19 protein-coding genes are annotated in these 15,326 nt (G+C 59.6%); 9 read left to right on the top strand and 10 right to left on the bottom strand.

The window, feature by feature from the left end; translation table 11 throughout:
• Positions 1–380 (top strand): GNAT family N-acetyltransferase (locus ABIB57_RS10535; RefSeq protein ID WP_354040594.1); only part of this gene is annotated, 380 nt, incomplete at its 5' end.
• A gap of 467 nt (positions 381–847) precedes the next feature.
• Here ABIB57_RS10535 and ABIB57_RS10530 read toward each other — a convergent pair.
• Positions 848–1,969 (bottom strand): alkene reductase, encoded by a 1,122-nt coding sequence (locus ABIB57_RS10530; RefSeq protein ID WP_354040593.1) that lies wholly within the window; start codon positions 1,967–1,969, stop codon positions 848–850.
• 152 nt (positions 1,970–2,121) lie between these two features.
• On the opposite strand from ABIB57_RS10530, the gene ABIB57_RS10525 reads away from it, so the two are divergent.
• Complete coding sequence (locus ABIB57_RS10525) at positions 2,122–2,481, top strand: winged helix-turn-helix transcriptional regulator (RefSeq protein ID WP_354040591.1); 360 nt, start codon at positions 2,122–2,124, stop codon at positions 2,479–2,481.
• Between the two features lie 48 nt (positions 2,482–2,529).
• Here ABIB57_RS10525 and ABIB57_RS10520 read toward each other — a convergent pair whose 3' ends face one another.
• From ABIB57_RS10520 to ABIB57_RS10505, 4 genes are all read right to left on the bottom strand, one after another.
• A complete protein-coding gene (locus tag ABIB57_RS10520) occupies positions 2,530–2,814 on the bottom strand; it encodes an RES family NAD+ phosphorylase (protein ID WP_502914368.1) in 285 nt (94 codons plus the stop codon).
• Positions 2,815–2,921: 107 nt separating this feature from the next.
• Positions 2,922–3,881, bottom strand: a complete 960-nt coding sequence (locus tag ABIB57_RS10515; protein WP_354040590.1) for a zinc-dependent alcohol dehydrogenase family protein — start codon at positions 3,879–3,881, stop codon at positions 2,922–2,924.
• A 61-nt stretch (positions 3,882–3,942) separates the two neighbouring features.
• Positions 3,943–4,245, bottom strand: coding sequence for an ArsR/SmtB family transcription factor (locus ABIB57_RS10510; protein ID WP_502914367.1), 303 nt, complete (start codon positions 4,243–4,245; stop codon positions 3,943–3,945).
• Positions 4,246–4,351: 106 nt separating this feature from the next.
• Positions 4,352–4,948 (bottom strand): TetR/AcrR family transcriptional regulator, encoded by a 597-nt coding sequence (locus tag ABIB57_RS10505; protein WP_354040587.1) that lies wholly within the window; start codon positions 4,946–4,948, stop codon positions 4,352–4,354.
• A 107-nt stretch (positions 4,949–5,055) separates the two neighbouring features.
• Here ABIB57_RS10505 and ABIB57_RS10500 point away from each other — a divergent pair, with 107 nt between their 5' ends.
• Positions 5,056–5,451: a RidA family protein gene (locus ABIB57_RS10500; protein WP_354040585.1), complete on the top strand. Its 396-nt coding sequence runs from the start codon at positions 5,056–5,058 to the stop codon at positions 5,449–5,451.
• Positions 5,452–5,495: 44 nt separating this feature from the next.
• On the opposite strand, the gene ABIB57_RS10495 is transcribed toward ABIB57_RS10500, so the two are convergent.
• The 5 genes from ABIB57_RS10495 to ABIB57_RS10475 form a co-directional block, all read right to left on the bottom strand.
• Positions 5,496–6,503: a Rossmann-fold NAD(P)-binding domain-containing protein gene (locus ABIB57_RS10495; RefSeq protein ID WP_354040583.1), complete on the bottom strand. Its 1,008-nt coding sequence runs from the start codon at positions 6,501–6,503 to the stop codon at positions 5,496–5,498.
• Between the two features lie 18 nt (positions 6,504–6,521).
• Positions 6,522–6,899, bottom strand: a complete 378-nt coding sequence (locus tag ABIB57_RS10490; protein ID WP_354040581.1) for a hypothetical protein — start codon at positions 6,897–6,899, stop codon at positions 6,522–6,524.
• Between the two features lie 329 nt (positions 6,900–7,228).
• Positions 7,229–7,885: an outer membrane protein gene (locus ABIB57_RS10485; RefSeq protein ID WP_354040579.1), complete on the bottom strand. Its 657-nt coding sequence runs from the start codon at positions 7,883–7,885 to the stop codon at positions 7,229–7,231.
• 136 nt (positions 7,886–8,021) lie between these two features.
• On the bottom strand, positions 8,022–9,383 hold the full coding sequence (locus ABIB57_RS10480; RefSeq protein ID WP_354040577.1) for a sensor histidine kinase: 1,362 nt from the start codon (positions 9,381–9,383) through the stop codon (positions 8,022–8,024).
• Positions 9,380–10,054 (bottom strand): response regulator transcription factor, encoded by a 675-nt coding sequence (locus tag ABIB57_RS10475; protein WP_354040620.1) that lies wholly within the window; start codon positions 10,052–10,054, stop codon positions 9,380–9,382. The genes ABIB57_RS10480 and ABIB57_RS10475 overlap by 4 nt, the downstream gene beginning before the upstream one ends.
• A 303-nt stretch (positions 10,055–10,357) precedes the next feature.
• Between ABIB57_RS10475 and ABIB57_RS10470 the strand changes: the two genes are divergently transcribed.
• The 6 genes from ABIB57_RS10470 (at position 10,358) to ABIB57_RS10445 (ending at position 15,062) form a co-directional block, all read left to right on the top strand.
• Positions 10,358–12,421 (top strand): prolyl oligopeptidase family serine peptidase, encoded by a 2,064-nt coding sequence (locus ABIB57_RS10470; RefSeq protein ID WP_354040575.1) that lies wholly within the window; start codon positions 10,358–10,360, stop codon positions 12,419–12,421.
• 18 nt (positions 12,422–12,439) lie between these two features.
• Entirely contained in the window at positions 12,440–12,754 is a 315-nt protein-coding gene (locus ABIB57_RS10465) for a hypothetical protein (protein WP_354040574.1), read from the top strand.
• Between the two features lie 104 nt (positions 12,755–12,858).
• Positions 12,859–13,176 carry a hypothetical protein gene (locus ABIB57_RS10460; RefSeq protein ID WP_354040572.1) on the top strand — a complete coding sequence of 106 codons (318 nt, stop codon included), beginning with the start codon at positions 12,859–12,861 and terminating at the stop codon, positions 13,174–13,176.
• A gap of 514 nt (positions 13,177–13,690) precedes the next feature.
• Positions 13,691–14,158, top strand: coding sequence for a serine hydrolase (locus tag ABIB57_RS10455; RefSeq protein ID WP_354040619.1), 468 nt, complete (start codon positions 13,691–13,693; stop codon positions 14,156–14,158).
• A 14-nt stretch (positions 14,159–14,172) separates the two neighbouring features.
• Positions 14,173–14,691 carry a hypothetical protein gene (locus tag ABIB57_RS10450; protein ID WP_354040570.1) on the top strand — a complete coding sequence of 173 codons (519 nt, stop codon included), beginning with the start codon at positions 14,173–14,175 and terminating at the stop codon, positions 14,689–14,691.
• Positions 14,692–14,786: 95 nt separating this feature from the next.
• Positions 14,787–15,062, top strand: coding sequence for an MFS transporter (locus tag ABIB57_RS10445; protein ID WP_354040568.1), 276 nt, complete (start codon positions 14,787–14,789; stop codon positions 15,060–15,062).
• Positions 15,063–15,326: the final 264 nt, after the last annotated feature.

The following is a 15,326-nucleotide window of genomic DNA, read 5'->3' as shown; positions in this document are numbered from 1 at the left end:
TCCCCCGGCAAACAGCCTGGGAACGATCAAAACATGGGTCAAATCTCAGTGAAAATTTACGCCCTCAGAGGGTCAGTTCTCAGTGGCAATCAACAGGAGGCCTTCTCATCGCGACGGCTATGCTGGCCTGCTACGTCGATCTTGAAGTTGGGGAAGTCGCCATAACTGTCAGGTCCGATCACAAAAACCTCGGCATCGGCTGGGAGCTGCTCGGGCACCTCACGAAATATGCCGAGTTAAAAGGCGTCAGACGCCTGCAGTCGCTCGAAAACAGAGCGAACGGCGCGGCGATTCAATCGGAGAAGGAACTGGGGTTCACGTCCGAGATATATCAGGGCGACTCGACCTTGGTCCTGCTCCAGAAGATTCTCGTGCAATAGTCATCCGCTCGATCCAAATGATCGACGTCACCGATGCGCCTCTTGGCCGACCGCCATGAACCAGTCGTCGCCGGTGCAACTCGAAAACTTCCAGCGACTTGATCTCAGCTACGACGTCGGTCTTTCGTGATGATCCCACGAAAAGTCCGTTCGCCCAACAAACCATCCCCCGATTAGTTCTGCTCTGCAGCTCGCGACCGCTTCGATCGGGGCATTCGCCGGCGATCTCGGGCTGTTCGCGCTCCGTCTTGGACCACATTGGCCGATCATGTTCATCGTGTTCCATCGCGATCATCCAGGGATTTTCCACTTTTCAAGTCACTGGTCTATTGGCGGACATGCGCGAAACCAATCCACGTTCCCAGTCGGTAGACGACCCCGGGGTGAGGCTCGACTTTCAGTATTGAGTTGCAACGACGGACCCAAAAGTGCCCGTCGCTGGACGTGGGAAAGGGGATGTGTGCGACCTATAGGCTAACGGCGCTTTTTGCAGCTTTCGGATAGTCTACATAGCCAGCACCGCGGCCGCCATAATACGTGTCGCGATCGCTTGGGCTGAGCGAAAGACCGGTGCTGAAGCGCTCGACCAGGTCGGGGTTCGAGATGAATGGCGCCCCATAGGCGATGGCATCGGCGAACCCATCGCGGACCCGCGCGTTGCCAGTCTCGAAGGTATACCCTCCATTGGCAATCAGAGCCCCGGAATAAAGGGACCGGAAATGCCTGGTGACGTCCTGCCCGAGAACCTCAACGGGTGTCCCCGTCAAATCGTTTATGGGGTTCATCAGTTGGAGATAAGCGAGGTGACGCTTCGACAATTGACCGACCAGATATTCGAAGGTCGGCAAGGTTTCGGCTCCGACGATGAAATTTCCGACACCGGTCAGACCCGGACTGAGTTTGATGCCGACGCGTCCCGGTGACCAGGAGGCGACCACTGCGTCAATGATCTGCAGAGGAAGCCGGGCGCGGTTCTCAACCGAGCCACCATAGTCGTCCGTCCGCTTATTGAGGTTTTCATAGAGGAAGGTGGGGATCAGATAGGTGTTGATGCCATGCAGTTCGACGCCGTCAAAACCGGCTGCCTGTGCCAAGCGGCCGGCCTTGGCATAGTCTTCCACAGTCCGGGCAATATCGCTCAGATCCATCGCCTTGGGAGTCACAGTGTCTTTGAAGCCGTCAGGCGTAAACGCCCGCAAGCCGGGGTTAACCGCCGATGGGGCCAATGGCAAGGCGCCATCGAGCAGATCCGGATGCGATGACGACCCGATATGGCCAAGCTGGACAAAAATGCGCCCGCCCGCTTCGTGCACTGCGTCCGTGACCCGGCGCCACCCGTCCACCTGCTCCGGCGTGTAAAGGCCAGGCACATTGATAAAGCCAACACCCTCGCGGCTTGGCCAGGTCCCCTCGGTGAGGATAAGTCCAGCCGAAGCGCGCTGGGCGTAATATTGCGCCTGCAGCGCATTGGGAACAAAGCCGGGATTGTCCGTTCGGGCACGGGTCATGGATGCCATGATGATGCGGTTGGGTAGATCGATGTCGCCCAGGCGGATTGGATCCAGCAAGGGGTGGTTTGGATTTCTCATGTCTGCTCACGATGTTGGCAGCGCTATCCGCGGGTTCGCGCCTCGATAGTTCAAACGAAGCCCGTCGACATCGTCGTCCAATCCAGATAGGACTGCACATACCAACAATCTAGTACAGACTATTTAGTAAGTATCCGAATTCGGAGATCACAATGACCGAGACGAACTTCCAATGCGGCCTGGAAGCGGTGATCGAGATCCTCGGGGGCAAGTGGAAACCGCTCATCCTCTTTCACTTGACGAGTGGCGCCAAGCGCACCAGTCAACTCCGACGGCTCGTGACCAATGTGAGCGAGAAGATGCTGATCCAGCATCTCAAGGAAATGATGAATGATGGCATCATTCGTCGGATCGACTTCCAGACCGTACCGCCGCACGTTGAGTACGAGCTGACCGATTTTGGTCAAAGCCTGTCCAAAGTGCTCGCCCCATTGTGCGAATGGGGAACACGTCACAGCGCCGAGGTTGCTACGATCGTGCAAAGTCGGAAACGCGGATCAGAAGCGGCATAAAGGCGTAATCGCAGCCTCCGTTAGGTTGGGTACCTCGATCGAAGAGTTTTAAGGACAGTCGCCCGCTTCTGGCGGTTGGGGGTCCGGTGACTCGGCAAAGAACAGTACGCGATAGAAGGTCAGTTCGGCGATCGCCGTTTCGATGGCCTCGGCCCCATAGAATACCCCAAGAGTTCTGCCTGCTCTTCGGAAGCGGGAGCCATGGGGATAGGCAGCGCCGTAGCCGAACGGCGCTGCCAAGAGGTAATCCAGTCCCCGACATCCTGCCGGCACGACAGGTTTGCTCTCGTCGAGGATCTCCTCGAGCAGTTGCTGCTCGGCCAGGCGTTCCACCAACCTCAGCGTCGAAACGCGGCGCTGGGCCTCGACCAGGCGCCAAGCCGTCCCAGAATATGGTCGGGCGCTAGACGAGAGCGCGGCGGGCGTCCAGGTAGGCAAGGCTAGTCAACTGCGATCGCGATTTTTCCCCGGATGCCGTTGTTTAGGCTTTCAAGCCGGGTATGGGCGAAAGGGATGTCAGCGAGGGCATAGACAGCCCCAACGTGCGGCCGCAACTGACCACGCTCTACCAGTGTGCTCAGTTCATCAAGCTTGCCGCGGTTTTGTCTTGTGAAAACGAAGTGAAAACTAGCGTTCTTGCCCCATGCTTCCATGAGGTTCTGTGGCTGCGCTATGTCCACGATCGTGACAACGCGGCCAAGTTGTGCGAGCACATTCGGGCTGCGGGACAACGTGTCGCCACCAACGGTGTCAAACACAACGTCGACTCCCCGGCCACCCGTTTCCCGCATAATAGCGCTGAGATAGTCTCCTTTCCTGTAGTCGATGACTACGTCCGCTCCAAGACTTCGTACAAACTCAAAGTTATCTTCGCGCACAGTCGTGAACACCTTCGCACCTAGGGCTTTCGCTAGCTGGATCGCCACATGACCGACCCCTCCCGCGCCGCCATGGATCAGGATGCTTTCCCCCACTCTTGAAGCTGCACGAACGACTAGGGCCTCCCACGCCGTCCCGCCGACCAGGCTCAGGCTTGCTGCTTCAAGATGGCTTAGCGAGCCGGGTTTCCTGCCGATAATGTTTTCATTCGCTACGTGGTATTCAGCATAACTTCCCGGCCCGGCAAATATTTGCGGGGTGTACCAGACTTCGTCTCCAGGAGAGAACATCGTCACGCCTGGTCCGACTGCTTCGACAACCCCAGACACGTCATGACCGGTAATGGTCGGCAATGGTACCAAGTCACGATAGTCGCCGCGCCGGACCTGGAGATCCAATGGGTTGATCGAAGTAGCATGTACGCGCACCAGGACTTGTCCCGCTTGTGGAGCAGGCGTTGGTACCTCGCAAAGCTCGAACGATTCCGGGCCACCAAAAGAGTTAAGTTTCATCGCATTCATGGCACATCCTCGTTTCGATAAACAGGAATATCGCGAATTGACGATATATCGTGATAAATGATCAGAGTTCTTTTCCTATGATCTCGGCAAGACCACTGATAGTCGCCTCGTTCCGCTTGTAGTAAGTCCATTGACCGATGCGTCTGACTTCCACCAGGCCAGCCCGGTGCAGCGTTGCAAGGTAATCGGACACCGTCGACTGCGACAGTCCAACACCTTCTTGAATGCTACTGACGCAGACCCCCACTATATGAACGTCACCTTCATCCTGCGGGGGAAAGTTGTTCACGGGATCCTTCAAACCCCGCACGATTTCAAGACGTGTACGGTTTGAGAGAGCTTTGAATATCTCGAGCACATCCATAACCAATTCATATCGAGAATAAGCGATATGTCAATACATAGGGATGGCAGCCGGGTCTTTAATTTGATTGAGGGACCAAAGGCGGTGGAACGATCGGCGTGTGACCTCATGGCGTGCTTTTCAGAAGACCTGTCGTCATAGCATGAAATGCGCTGACGGCTTTGGGCAACACCTCCGCTGGATCGTCGCTGGAGGCAATCCAGAGCGCCGCGTTGAGCGCGGCACCGTTTAGCAGCCTTGCAGCGGCCTCGGCATCGATCTCTTTGACGATCCCTTGCGCCATCAGCTTCTCCACGGTTGCTTTCGTCGCCTGGAGACAAGCATTCTGGCTTGGCCATTGCGATGGATCGCCCAGAACCGCTGGTCCGTCCAACAGAACGATGCGCTGCACCTCCGGATCGAGCGCCATCTCGATGTAGGCGACGCCTTCGGCCCGAAGTCCCTCCCAATCGTCCTGCGAGCCGGCGCCGATTTCTTGCGCGCGCGCCGCCATTTCGGCGTCAATCTGATTGACCACGGCGGCCATGAGACCCCGCTTGTCACCAAAATTATGATAGAGCGCGCCACGCGTCAGGCCGGCTTCTGCTGTAAGATCGTCCATCGAGGCTGCCGCATAACCCTTTTCGGCAAATGCTCTCCTCGCAGCTTTGATCAGCTTGGAGCGGTTCTCCTCCATCGTTTCCTGGCGTCGTTTCGCAGCCATGGCCTACCTCTCTACATACGAAGCGTATATGATTTGACATACACACGGTATATGTGCGATGTGACATACGCAACGTATATCAAGGTTGCGTAGAGAAGGAACGAACAATGGCCAAGCGCGAAGCAATTTTTCCTGCCGACCGGCACGCCCTCTATAAGACCCACGGCTACTCGGCTGCGATACGCTCCGGCGATCTCCTGTTCGTCTCCGGACAAGTGGGCAGCCTGGCCGACGGAACGCCCGAACCCGACTTCGGGCGGCAGGTGCAACGTGCCTTTGAAAACCTTGCGTCAACGCTCAAGGCCGCAGGCTGCGACTTCGGCGATATCATCGACGTAACGACCTTCCATACCGACCCAGAAAAGCAGTTCGAGACCATCATGGCGGTCAAGAGCCAGAACTTCGTCCAGCAGCCCGATCCGAACTGGACGGCCATCGGCGTGAACTGGCTCGCTGGCTTCGACTTCGAAATCAAGGTGATCGCGCGCATTCCGGCGAACTGAACGCAGCCCATTGGGTCTGCCGGGATAACGCCGGAGGCGCGAGGTCAGAGCACCTCCAGTTGGAGCACTGTTCCCCCACTTTTCTTGAGGCGGGCGAGATAGGTCGCGGACTCGAGCAGTTGGTAGGGGAAGAAGAGCCCTGCCGGGGTTGCCGGATTGCCATCGAGACCGATGAGCCGTTCCAGAACCATGGCAACCCCGAGCCCCGTCAACGGCATCTGCCCTTGCGGGTGGACGACCGCGTGGCGGGTGCGAAGGGGCCGACCTTCCATATCCTCTCCTGCGAGTTCGATGATGATCTCGGTCGACATCGGCTCGCCGCGGCGGCGCGTTGAACTCATCCCCGTCGCAAGGTTGAATTGAACATTTGGCGCGCCAGTCGCCGTTGCCAAAGCGACCACGTCATACGGCGCAAGGGCGGATGCCTGCATCCTCCTGCCATCAATGGCACGGAACGACGCCTTGGCATCGTCGCCGACACGCCAGACGTAGCGACCGTCGCGACGGGTCAACGCGGCGGGCATCGCCCGCGTCAGGCGCTCGACGTCCACTTCTGACGCCGGTCCGCCAACATCGTGCTCATCGACCAGTGCCCCGATGACGATATCGTCGACCCTACCGTATGCCTTGGCGAACTCGAGGGCTGGAACCGTTGTAGCACCAACGAGCCATTCGGCGCCGAGCACGACCGGGCCCGCATCCGGCTTGTGCATATAGCTCGCCACCTCGGGTCCGATCTCGTGGATGCCCGAAGAGACGCTGATATGGGGCACGCCGCGCGATTGGGCGAACCGAAGTGCTGCAATCGCGTCATCCTTCAGAAGGACTGCGACGGCGCTGACCGCGCGATCGCCAAGACCAAGGTTCTCGGCGTTCAAGTCGAGCGCCATTCCCTCCGCGTTGCCGACCTCTGCTGCGGCTTCGTCGCTCTTCGCGCGATCGCGGCCTCCGATCAGGATCAGCGCATTCGGATGAGCGGCGCGAAGAAATCGTGCCGTCCAGCGACCGATGACGCCTGAACCGCCGATGAGCAGGATGGGATCTGTTTGCATTGAGCACGTCTCCTTTTATCAGGGCCAGAGAGTAAACATGGGTTGGCCGGCCGCGAGCCCCGCGGCCGCATAGCCCACCATGCCGGCAATGCCAGACCAGGCGGTGAAAATCAGAGCCTTCATCATTGGATCAAGGTATAGCCGAGCGAGTTGAGAGCTGCCACCGAGGCCGACGACGGCGGATGCAAGCAGGCCAACCAGGATGTCGGACCAACCCAGGCGGGGCCGTGACTGAGAGGCCGACCACGCTTCCTTTGGCGGCGGCACCTCATAGAGCGGCCCCGCGCCCCATGTCGGCGGCAGATCCAGATCCGCCTGATCCCACAGGGTGTGCCGTACGGTCCGGTATGCATCGCTCTCGACGAGTTCGGAATGCACAGTTCGCATCGCGAGCATCAGCGGCTGGTCCGTCCTTGCCGGAGGCGTACCCACTAAACCCTCGATCCGGCCACACCAGCGACCAGGGACACCGGAACTCTCCGCCGGGGGCCGGGGCAGGTTGATAAAAACAAGCGACCAGTTCGGCCCCGTCCATCTTGAACCTGCGCTCTACAAAAGCGGCGTCGTGCATCTGTCCTATATTCCCGATTTGCTCCAAACGTTCGGGGCGTCGCCGGTGGTGTCGCGGCAGTGAGGACCGGACAGGTCTGGCTCACGGTGATGTCCCCATAAGCGGGGGAGTCGAGCCCTACCTGCCGGATGCTGGGAAAAAAAACGCCTTAGCCTTAGAAGCTGTAGTTCAAGCCAGCGGTCACGGAGTGATTGACGAGATCATCATCACGAGCGACACCCGCCACGCTATCGACGCCGAAGAAACGGGTCTGCAGATACTCGGCGCGCAGGCTGAGGTTGTCGCCGAGCTTATGCTCGACGCCGCCGCCGAACACGGCTCCGGTATGCCAGTCGGCCTGCGAGGACGCCCCGCCTGTGGGCTTGAGTTCGGAAAAAACGGCACCACCCGTGCCATAGATCAACAGATTGCCCAACGCCACGCCTGCCCTGCCCTTGGCGGCGATCGACCAGTCCTGCTCCAATCCGGCGCCGGGGGTTAGGGCATAGTGTAGCTCGTCCGTCCATAGGCCTTGAACTTCAGCGCCCAGCACGAACATGCCAAGCTGCTGGAGATAGCCGATCTGGGCTCCGGCGGTGAGGCCGTAGTCGTGGAAATCAAGATCCAGGTCGCCGGCAGTACGGCCCCCTATGCTTGCGCCGATGTAAGACCCCGACCAGGTGTCGGTGGCGATCGCCAAGCCGGCGTCGCTGTACGACGAGACAGGCATCCGGGCGGAGAAACCGAGATCTGACGCCTGGGTTGCCGCTGCGGAAAAAAGAGCGGCAACACCTGCGAGCAAGGTGGCCAGGGGGAGGCGGCGAGTAGGCATTGAGAAGCTCCTGACATTATGTCGCGAGCCATGCACGGCCCGCATACGGACACCCTGATGGGTACCGTCGAGAGCAAAGATGCTGTGCGAAGCTTGCCTCAGGCTTGCGGACTGAGCTCTGTAACGATTTTTTCTCTCACGCCGATTTCAGCGGCAGATTGATGACGAACATGGCACCGCCCGAGGCAGAATCGCCCAGGGAAAGATGGCCGAGATGGCGTCGGATGATCATATCGACCAAGTTGAGCCCGAGACCGGTTCCACGCGTGGTGTGGGTCACGCGATAGAATGGCTCTAACACCCGATCGCGTTCGTGCTCGGAGATGCCAGGGCCTTCGTCACTGACGGAAATGCTGCCATTGCGATCCACCTGCACCAGGATTTCTCCGCGCTGGCCACCATAGGCGACTGCGTTCTGCACGATATTGGTCAGGGCCCGCACGAGGCTACCAATGTCGCCGTCAACAACCACGCGATCCGCCGCGGCAATGAGCGACAGTTCATAGCCAGCCGCACTGGCCAGCGGCGCGAGATCTCCGACCACTTCGCTCGCAACCTCGTTCAGATCAACAGCGACGAAGCTCGTGCCGGTCAGATCCATGCGTTGCAGGTCCAGCAATTGATCGGCTAGGCTGGATAGTCGAGCCACGTCCACGAGTAGCCGCGTCTGGGCAGGAAAGGGATCCTCCGCCTCTATACGGGTTTGCATGATGGCAATCGGCGTCCGCAATTCATGGGCCGAATCGGCAAGAAAACGCTCACGAGCGACATAGGATTCGTCGAGACGAGACAGCGCGTCATTGACCGATAGCACCAGCGGCGCAACCTCGTCGGGCACGTCGTGAAGGGAAAGGCGGGCGCCACGAGCATGGCTGTGGATCAGTCTTGCCTGGGCGGCAGCTGCCTTGAGGCCGCGCATTTCCCGTCTCACGACGATAGGAATGACCACGGCGCTGACGATGACCACCGTCACGGCAATTCCCGCCCCCAGCGCGCCCAATATCCATCCGATCAGGCTGGCCGCGCTGACCACCGGCCCGTTGCCCGTCATGACGCGTACTGTGCCGACGGGGGATTCTTCGGTTCGTAACCCCATACCGCCGGTGCCGCTGTTCAACGTCCTGGCGTCGAAGCTTTCGAAATCCCAGGATCGCTGAGCAACCTCACGGTAGATCGCGGGCATCTCGCCAATGCTGACCGAGGCGCCCGATTCCGTGCTTGCATGGAACCAGATACGGGGAAATTCGGCGAAGAGCTGCTGCAGCCGGGCGTTCGGGGCCACGACAATGGTGCGTCCATCGGCCGAGCGCAGGCTCTGCGCGAACTGCTCGGCGACGGTGACGTCCAATGTCTTGGCATCGCCGAGTTCGTTGAAGATCGGATAGACCACCAGCGGGAAGACGCACGCGCCGAAGAACAGTAGCAGCGCCAAGATCTGGACCTGGACCATGCGAAACGTGAGCTTGCGCTCCAGCCTGTTGGTTTTCGTCCATTTCATGGCGTGCGCTTCAAGAAATAGCCGACGCCGCGAACCGGCTGGATCGAGACGAGCGCGCCCGCCTCGCTCAATTTTCGACGCAGCCGCGAAATATGGGCTTCAAGGGAATTGGACTGGATTTCGTCGTCGGAGCCATAAACTTCCTCTTCCAGAACGGCCCGCCGCACCGTGCGACCAGCTCTTCGCATTAGGCTTTCCAGCACCAGGTATTCCTTTCGGGGCAGGTCGAGACGCGTGCCCTCGATGAAGACTTCGGCCTGGTTGAGGTCAAAGCTGAGGTTGCCCACTTCAAGGCGCTCGGATGCCATCTGGGTTGGCCGGCGCAATACCGCTCGCAGCCGCGCCACCAGTTCGTTGATGACGAAGGGCTTGGCGATATAATCGTCGGCGCCAAGATTGAGGCCCTCGACCCGATCCGCGGCGGCACCGCGCGCCGACAGGATGACGATCGGCACATTCGGTCGACGCTTGCGGAGATAGGCAATGAGCGTTGCTCCATCGCCATCGCCCAATTGACGGTCCAGCAGGACGAGGTCGTGCGAGATCGTCTCGATGGCTTCGATGGCAATTTCGATGGACGGTGCGCTGTCCGTGACGAAATCGTGCTTCTCCAGGACGCTGCGCAGGAGCGCCGCCATGTCGGGCTCGTCTTCAACCAGCAGCAGTCGCATTTTCACCAGCCTCTCGTGACAAACGGTCTTATGAACGAGAAGGCTTGCCTCAACATTGCGTCGTCATCCCGACGACAGGGCGTTTAGCCGGCTGGTGGCCCGGCCAGTTGCAAGGTTGACGCAAGCTTAGCGGTCTACCCAAGCAGCAGATCGCCGCGCTGTTCGGTGGTCAATGACGGATTTATCTCCGCAGAATTCGAACATCTTGATCGAAGGACAATCATGCAGAACACCGCAGTGCTCGCAATTCTTTCACTCGTTCTATTGGGCACAGCTACCGCCCACGCAGATGAGGCTCAAAACATGGCAACCATTACTTACCCCGAGACCAAGCGCAATGACGTCGAGGAAAACCATTTCGGCCGCACCATCGTCGATCCCTATCGCTGGCTCGAGAACGATATCAGCCAGGATAAGGCGGTGGCTGACTGGGTCGCGGCCCAGAACACGGTCACCCAAGACTACCTGACGACCCTGCCCGGCCGCGACATCTTCCGCGAGCGGCTGGCGGCGATGCTGGACTATGAGCAGGTGACCGCACCAATCAAGCGCGGCAATCGCTATTTCTTCACAAAAAATCCCGGTCAGGACAACCAGCCGACGCTTTTCGTGCGCGATGGCGATAGCAGCAAGGAGCATGTGGTCATCGACCCAAATGCCTGGTCACAGGACAGCGCCGACGCCTTGGCGGATTGGTCGCCCTCCGACAACGGCACCTTGATCGCCTACGCGGTTCAGACGGGCGGTACGGATTGGCGGACAATCAAGGTTCTTAATGTCGATACCGGTGTGGTGCTGCAAGATGAGGTCCAGTGGGCCCGATTTACCTCAATTACGTGGACCAAGGACGGCTCTGGCTTCTTTTATTCGCGCTATCCAGAACCTGAGGGTGGGGCACGGTCCACTGCGGGCATTGCCAATCATGCGATCTATTTCCACGCACTGGGTAAACCCCAAGCCGAGGATCGCCTGATTTATTCCAATACCGAACGGCCCGAACTCCTGAATTTGGCCGACATCTCTGAGGACGGTCACTATCTAATAATCGCATCCACACCTGGTGCAGGCGTCAACGGGCTGGCCGTTGTCGAACTGACCAGCCAGGATTGGACGCCGCGCATCCTGATCGAAACCTTTGATGCCGAATGGTCGGTCATCGGCAGCGAAGGCGAAACGCTTTATGTGCTGACGAGCCATGATGCCGAGCGGCGCAAGATCGTCAGCCTGGATCTGTCGCAGGCCGAACCTAAGGCCGTCGAAATCGTCGCGGAAGACGAAGCGGTCCTCACGACCGCAGCACTCCTTGGAGGGCGTCTGCTGACCACTTACCTAGTCGATGCCAATACCGAAATCCGCCGCTTCCAGACCGACGGCGCGCCTGATGGCATCGTCGAACTTCCTGGCATCGGCAGCGCCGGCGGCTTCAGTGGCGAAGGAAGCGACGACGAGGCCTTTTTCATCTATTCCAGCTTTGACACGCCGATCAGTGTCTATCGCTACAATGTGGCGACCAACGGCTATACGGCTTGGGCCAAGCCAGTGGTTGTCGCCGATCTCGACAGAACCGTAGTCGAGCAGCGCTTCTACCCATCCAAAGACGGAACCAAGATTCCCGTCTTCATCATCCGCCGCAACGACGTCATCGCTCCGGCGCCGACCTTACTCTATGGCTATGGCGGCTTCGGCATCAGCCAGGTCCCCTTCTACAATCCAGCGCACATGGCCTGGGTCGAACAGGGTGGCGTCGTCGCCGTGGCCAATATCAGGGGCGGCGGTGAATATGGCCGTGCCTGGCACCGGGCCGGGCAGCTCGAAAACAAGCAGAACGTCTTAGACGACTTCACCGCTGCCGGCGAATTCCTCAAAGCCGAGGGCATCACAACCGAAGGCGGCTTGGCGGTCCAGGGCGAGTCGAATGGCGGCCTCCTGGTGGGCGCAGTCGTCAATCAGCGCCCCGATCTGTTCGCGGCGGCACTGCCGGGCGTCGGGGTGATGGATATGGTGCGCTATAACCAGTTTACCGGCGGACAGGTATGGATGTCCGATTTCGGCAATCCCGCCGAAGAGCGGCATTTCAACAACCTGCTGAGCTACTCGCCCTACCACAATATTCGTCCTGGCCAGGACTACCCGGCAATTCTGGCGACCACGGCCGACACCGACGACCGTGTCGTTCCCGGGCACAGCTTCAAATATGTGGCCGCCCTTCAGGCCGCTGACCTTGGGACCAAGCCGCGCCTCATCCGTATCGAAACTAGGGCGGGCCACGGCGCGGGCATGCCGCGCGACAAGGTCGTCGCCCTTTACGCCGACATGTGGACCTTCGCCGCCAAGTGGACGGGTCTGACCGTCACACCGGTCGAATAATCATTACATCAAACTGAAATGAACACCATGAATACGCATTTTTTCGCCGGCCGCTCGCGGTCCGCACTGTCGCTCGGTCTTTTTATGGCGCTCAGCACCGCCCTTGCAGGTTGCGCGACAACGCAGGAGCAACTGAGTCAGGACTATGGCACCTGCGAAAGCTTTGGAGCGCAATACGGCTCCTCCGAGTACTCACAATGCATGCTGGTTCAACAGCAGCGCCGCGACAACGAGACCCTGAGATCCTTGGAGGAGGCGCGCCTTGCTACTGAACTCTCCAGAAACAGCCAGGAGATCATCGATAGCCGTCGCAATCGCCAGGACGGCTACTGAGCCACCTAGGCTTGACGCAGAATGAGCGCAGGGCTGCCAGTCTCTGCGCCAGTCATCGTTTCGCTATCATCAGTGACCATTTTTTCTGTTCTAAGGATATTCCCATGCGCGCTCTCGCGATCGCTTTAAGCCTCATGCTCGCAACAACTGCGGCTCACGCCTCCTCCGATGAAGCGCAGGCGCAATTTAGTCTTGCCGTGGCGGAAACGTGCGCAGCGTCCAGCGGGCTCGACCACGCTCGTGTGTCCGAGCTCATCTTGTTCGACGACACGTTGAACAAGGTGGCTACGCTGGTGACCGGCATTTATCCCCAGCCGTTCATGAAGGGCGCTACGGGCAAGGTGCTATGCATCTACGACAAGCTGACGCGAAAAACCTGGATCGATGAAGCCACGGGTTGGAGCGCTCCAGACATGCTGTAGCCACTTGAGACACTACGCCAACAATGACCGCATTCTCGGTCTATCGGCCTGCGTTTGCCCGAGATTGGACGATCATCGGGTCGATCTGATTGCACGAAAGCCGCCCACTTGGCGCGCAAGGACATAGCTCATGGTAAGGAAATTTTCAGTTCTGGCACTGCTTCCCGCGCTCGTCTTCGGTGCCGGCGTGCGATCAGCGCCGACGACCGCATAGCCGACGCAGCCCAGAAAATAGAAGCACGACTGGGCGCGCGGGTCGGCGTGGCGGTCTACATGCCGGCGGGGAACACTTGGTGGCTCCACAATGCCGATCAGCGATTTCCCATGGCCAGTAGTTTCAAAGTTTTGGCCTGCGCGACGCTCCTCGACAGCGATGTCTCTGACACACCGGCTTTGCTGGTACAAAATTTGCAGGACTATTCCCGGTGACCAAGGACCTCGTGGGGCAAATGGTTTCTCCCTACCAGCTTTGCGACGCCACGATGCGCACCAGCGATAATACGGCCGCCAATCTCTGCTGGAGGCGATTGGGGGCCCGCGTGCTGTCCCGCAATTCGTCCGGAGGCTGGGCGACGAGACCACAAGGTTGGATCGTATGGAGCCAGAACTCAATCAGGGCACGCCCAGTGATCCGCGCGATACCACGACGCCAAGGGCGTTCGCGACCACGCTGCACGCCCCAATCTTCGGCGATGCGTTGCCGGCACAAAAAAAGCGAGCAATGTTGACTACGTGGATGCGGTCCAACGAAGTGGGCGGGCCGCTGCTGCGCGCAGGCGTGCCAAAAGATTGGATCGTCGCGGCTCGCACCGGTGCCGGCAGCAACGGCACGCGAGGCATCGTCGCCGTCATGTGGCCTGGGCAACCAGACCCCATCGTGGCGGCCATTTTCCTGACAGAAACCACTGCATCGATGGATCAGCGCAACGCCGCGATCGCGAAGCTGGGCCGAATCATCGCCGAAGCCGTTTCGAAACAGTGACGAGGCGGAAGATCTTGCGCACATTCGCCACCGCCGCTCTTGTTTTCTTTGTGCTGTTTCCTGACGTCAGCGCTGCGCAGGATGACACGGCTCTATCGGCCTGGCAGGCGGAGAAATGCCATGTGTATCGGCAAAGCTGGGAGAAGGCCCTCGGCTTTTTCGACACTGAGAACGTGAGCCAAGCCTTCATTAGCCAGAACGAGACCTTTATGGCGAGTGGCTGCACCGCGCAACCTGTGGTCTGCGCGCAATCGAGACAAGAGCTCGACATCGCAAATGCGCTCACTATCCAGAAGATGAATGCAGGTGCCGCGAGCACCTTCATGCCGTTCCGCTGCCAGAACACTGGGACGTCAACGCCGTTTCCGGCAGCAACCGGCGCCGCCCCAGACTCCCAACTCTGCCGATCGCAACTCGATCCTCTAAGCGCAGGTGAAAAGTTCACGGCGGAGGAAGCCGCCGTCTTTGAAGCGCAGTGCGCCCGCCTTGAGCTGAAGGAACAGGATGGGAAGGACATCGAATGCGCCCTCTAGAGTGCAGCGCTTGGTTGCTTTGCAGCCATCCGAAGCACGGGCCACTGCGTCCGGGTGCTTATGCGATCGCTGCCTTTGGCCTTGGCGGCGCATTCGTGGCGTCGACGACGACGGCGCTATCGCATGTCGAACATCACAAGGCCGGTGTGGTGTCGGGGTTGATCAACACCTTCCATGAGGTGGGCGGCGCACTTGGGGTTGCCGCTGTCTCAGCGATCGCAGCATCAAGTTTGGCTTCGCCCCTTCTCGAGAGCGGCTTCATCCAGGCCCACCGTATCTCCGCCGTGGTCGCGTTGGCAACAGCAGTCACCGGCGCCTTGCTGGTGCCACCGGGCAAGCCTGCGGCGGGCACGCCGCGTTTCGCTCACTAGACGTCGGACGAGGGGAGGACCCTGAAAGGGTACGGCGCCGCTCCCGGAGACGACCAAATATTGTGGGCGAAAATTCAGGGTGGCGGCTACTGGCTGGGCAGCCGCCGTCACGGTCCTTTGGCGAGCGAATTGAGCTCGGCATCCGGGAATTGCGATACACGCGCTTTGAGAAATCGCCGGCAATGGCCGCATCAACCACCTCGCCGAACGCTGTTTGCAGCGCCACCATCATGTCGGAGCGCTTCCCACGCCGGCGCACCGCCG

The organism is Devosia sp. UYZn731, assembly GCF_040546795.1.
Classification (GTDB): Bacteria; Pseudomonadota; Alphaproteobacteria; order Rhizobiales; family Devosiaceae; genus Devosia.
The sequence above is the reverse complement of the archived record's forward strand: the minus strand, read 5'-3'. Positions and strand labels throughout refer to the sequence as shown.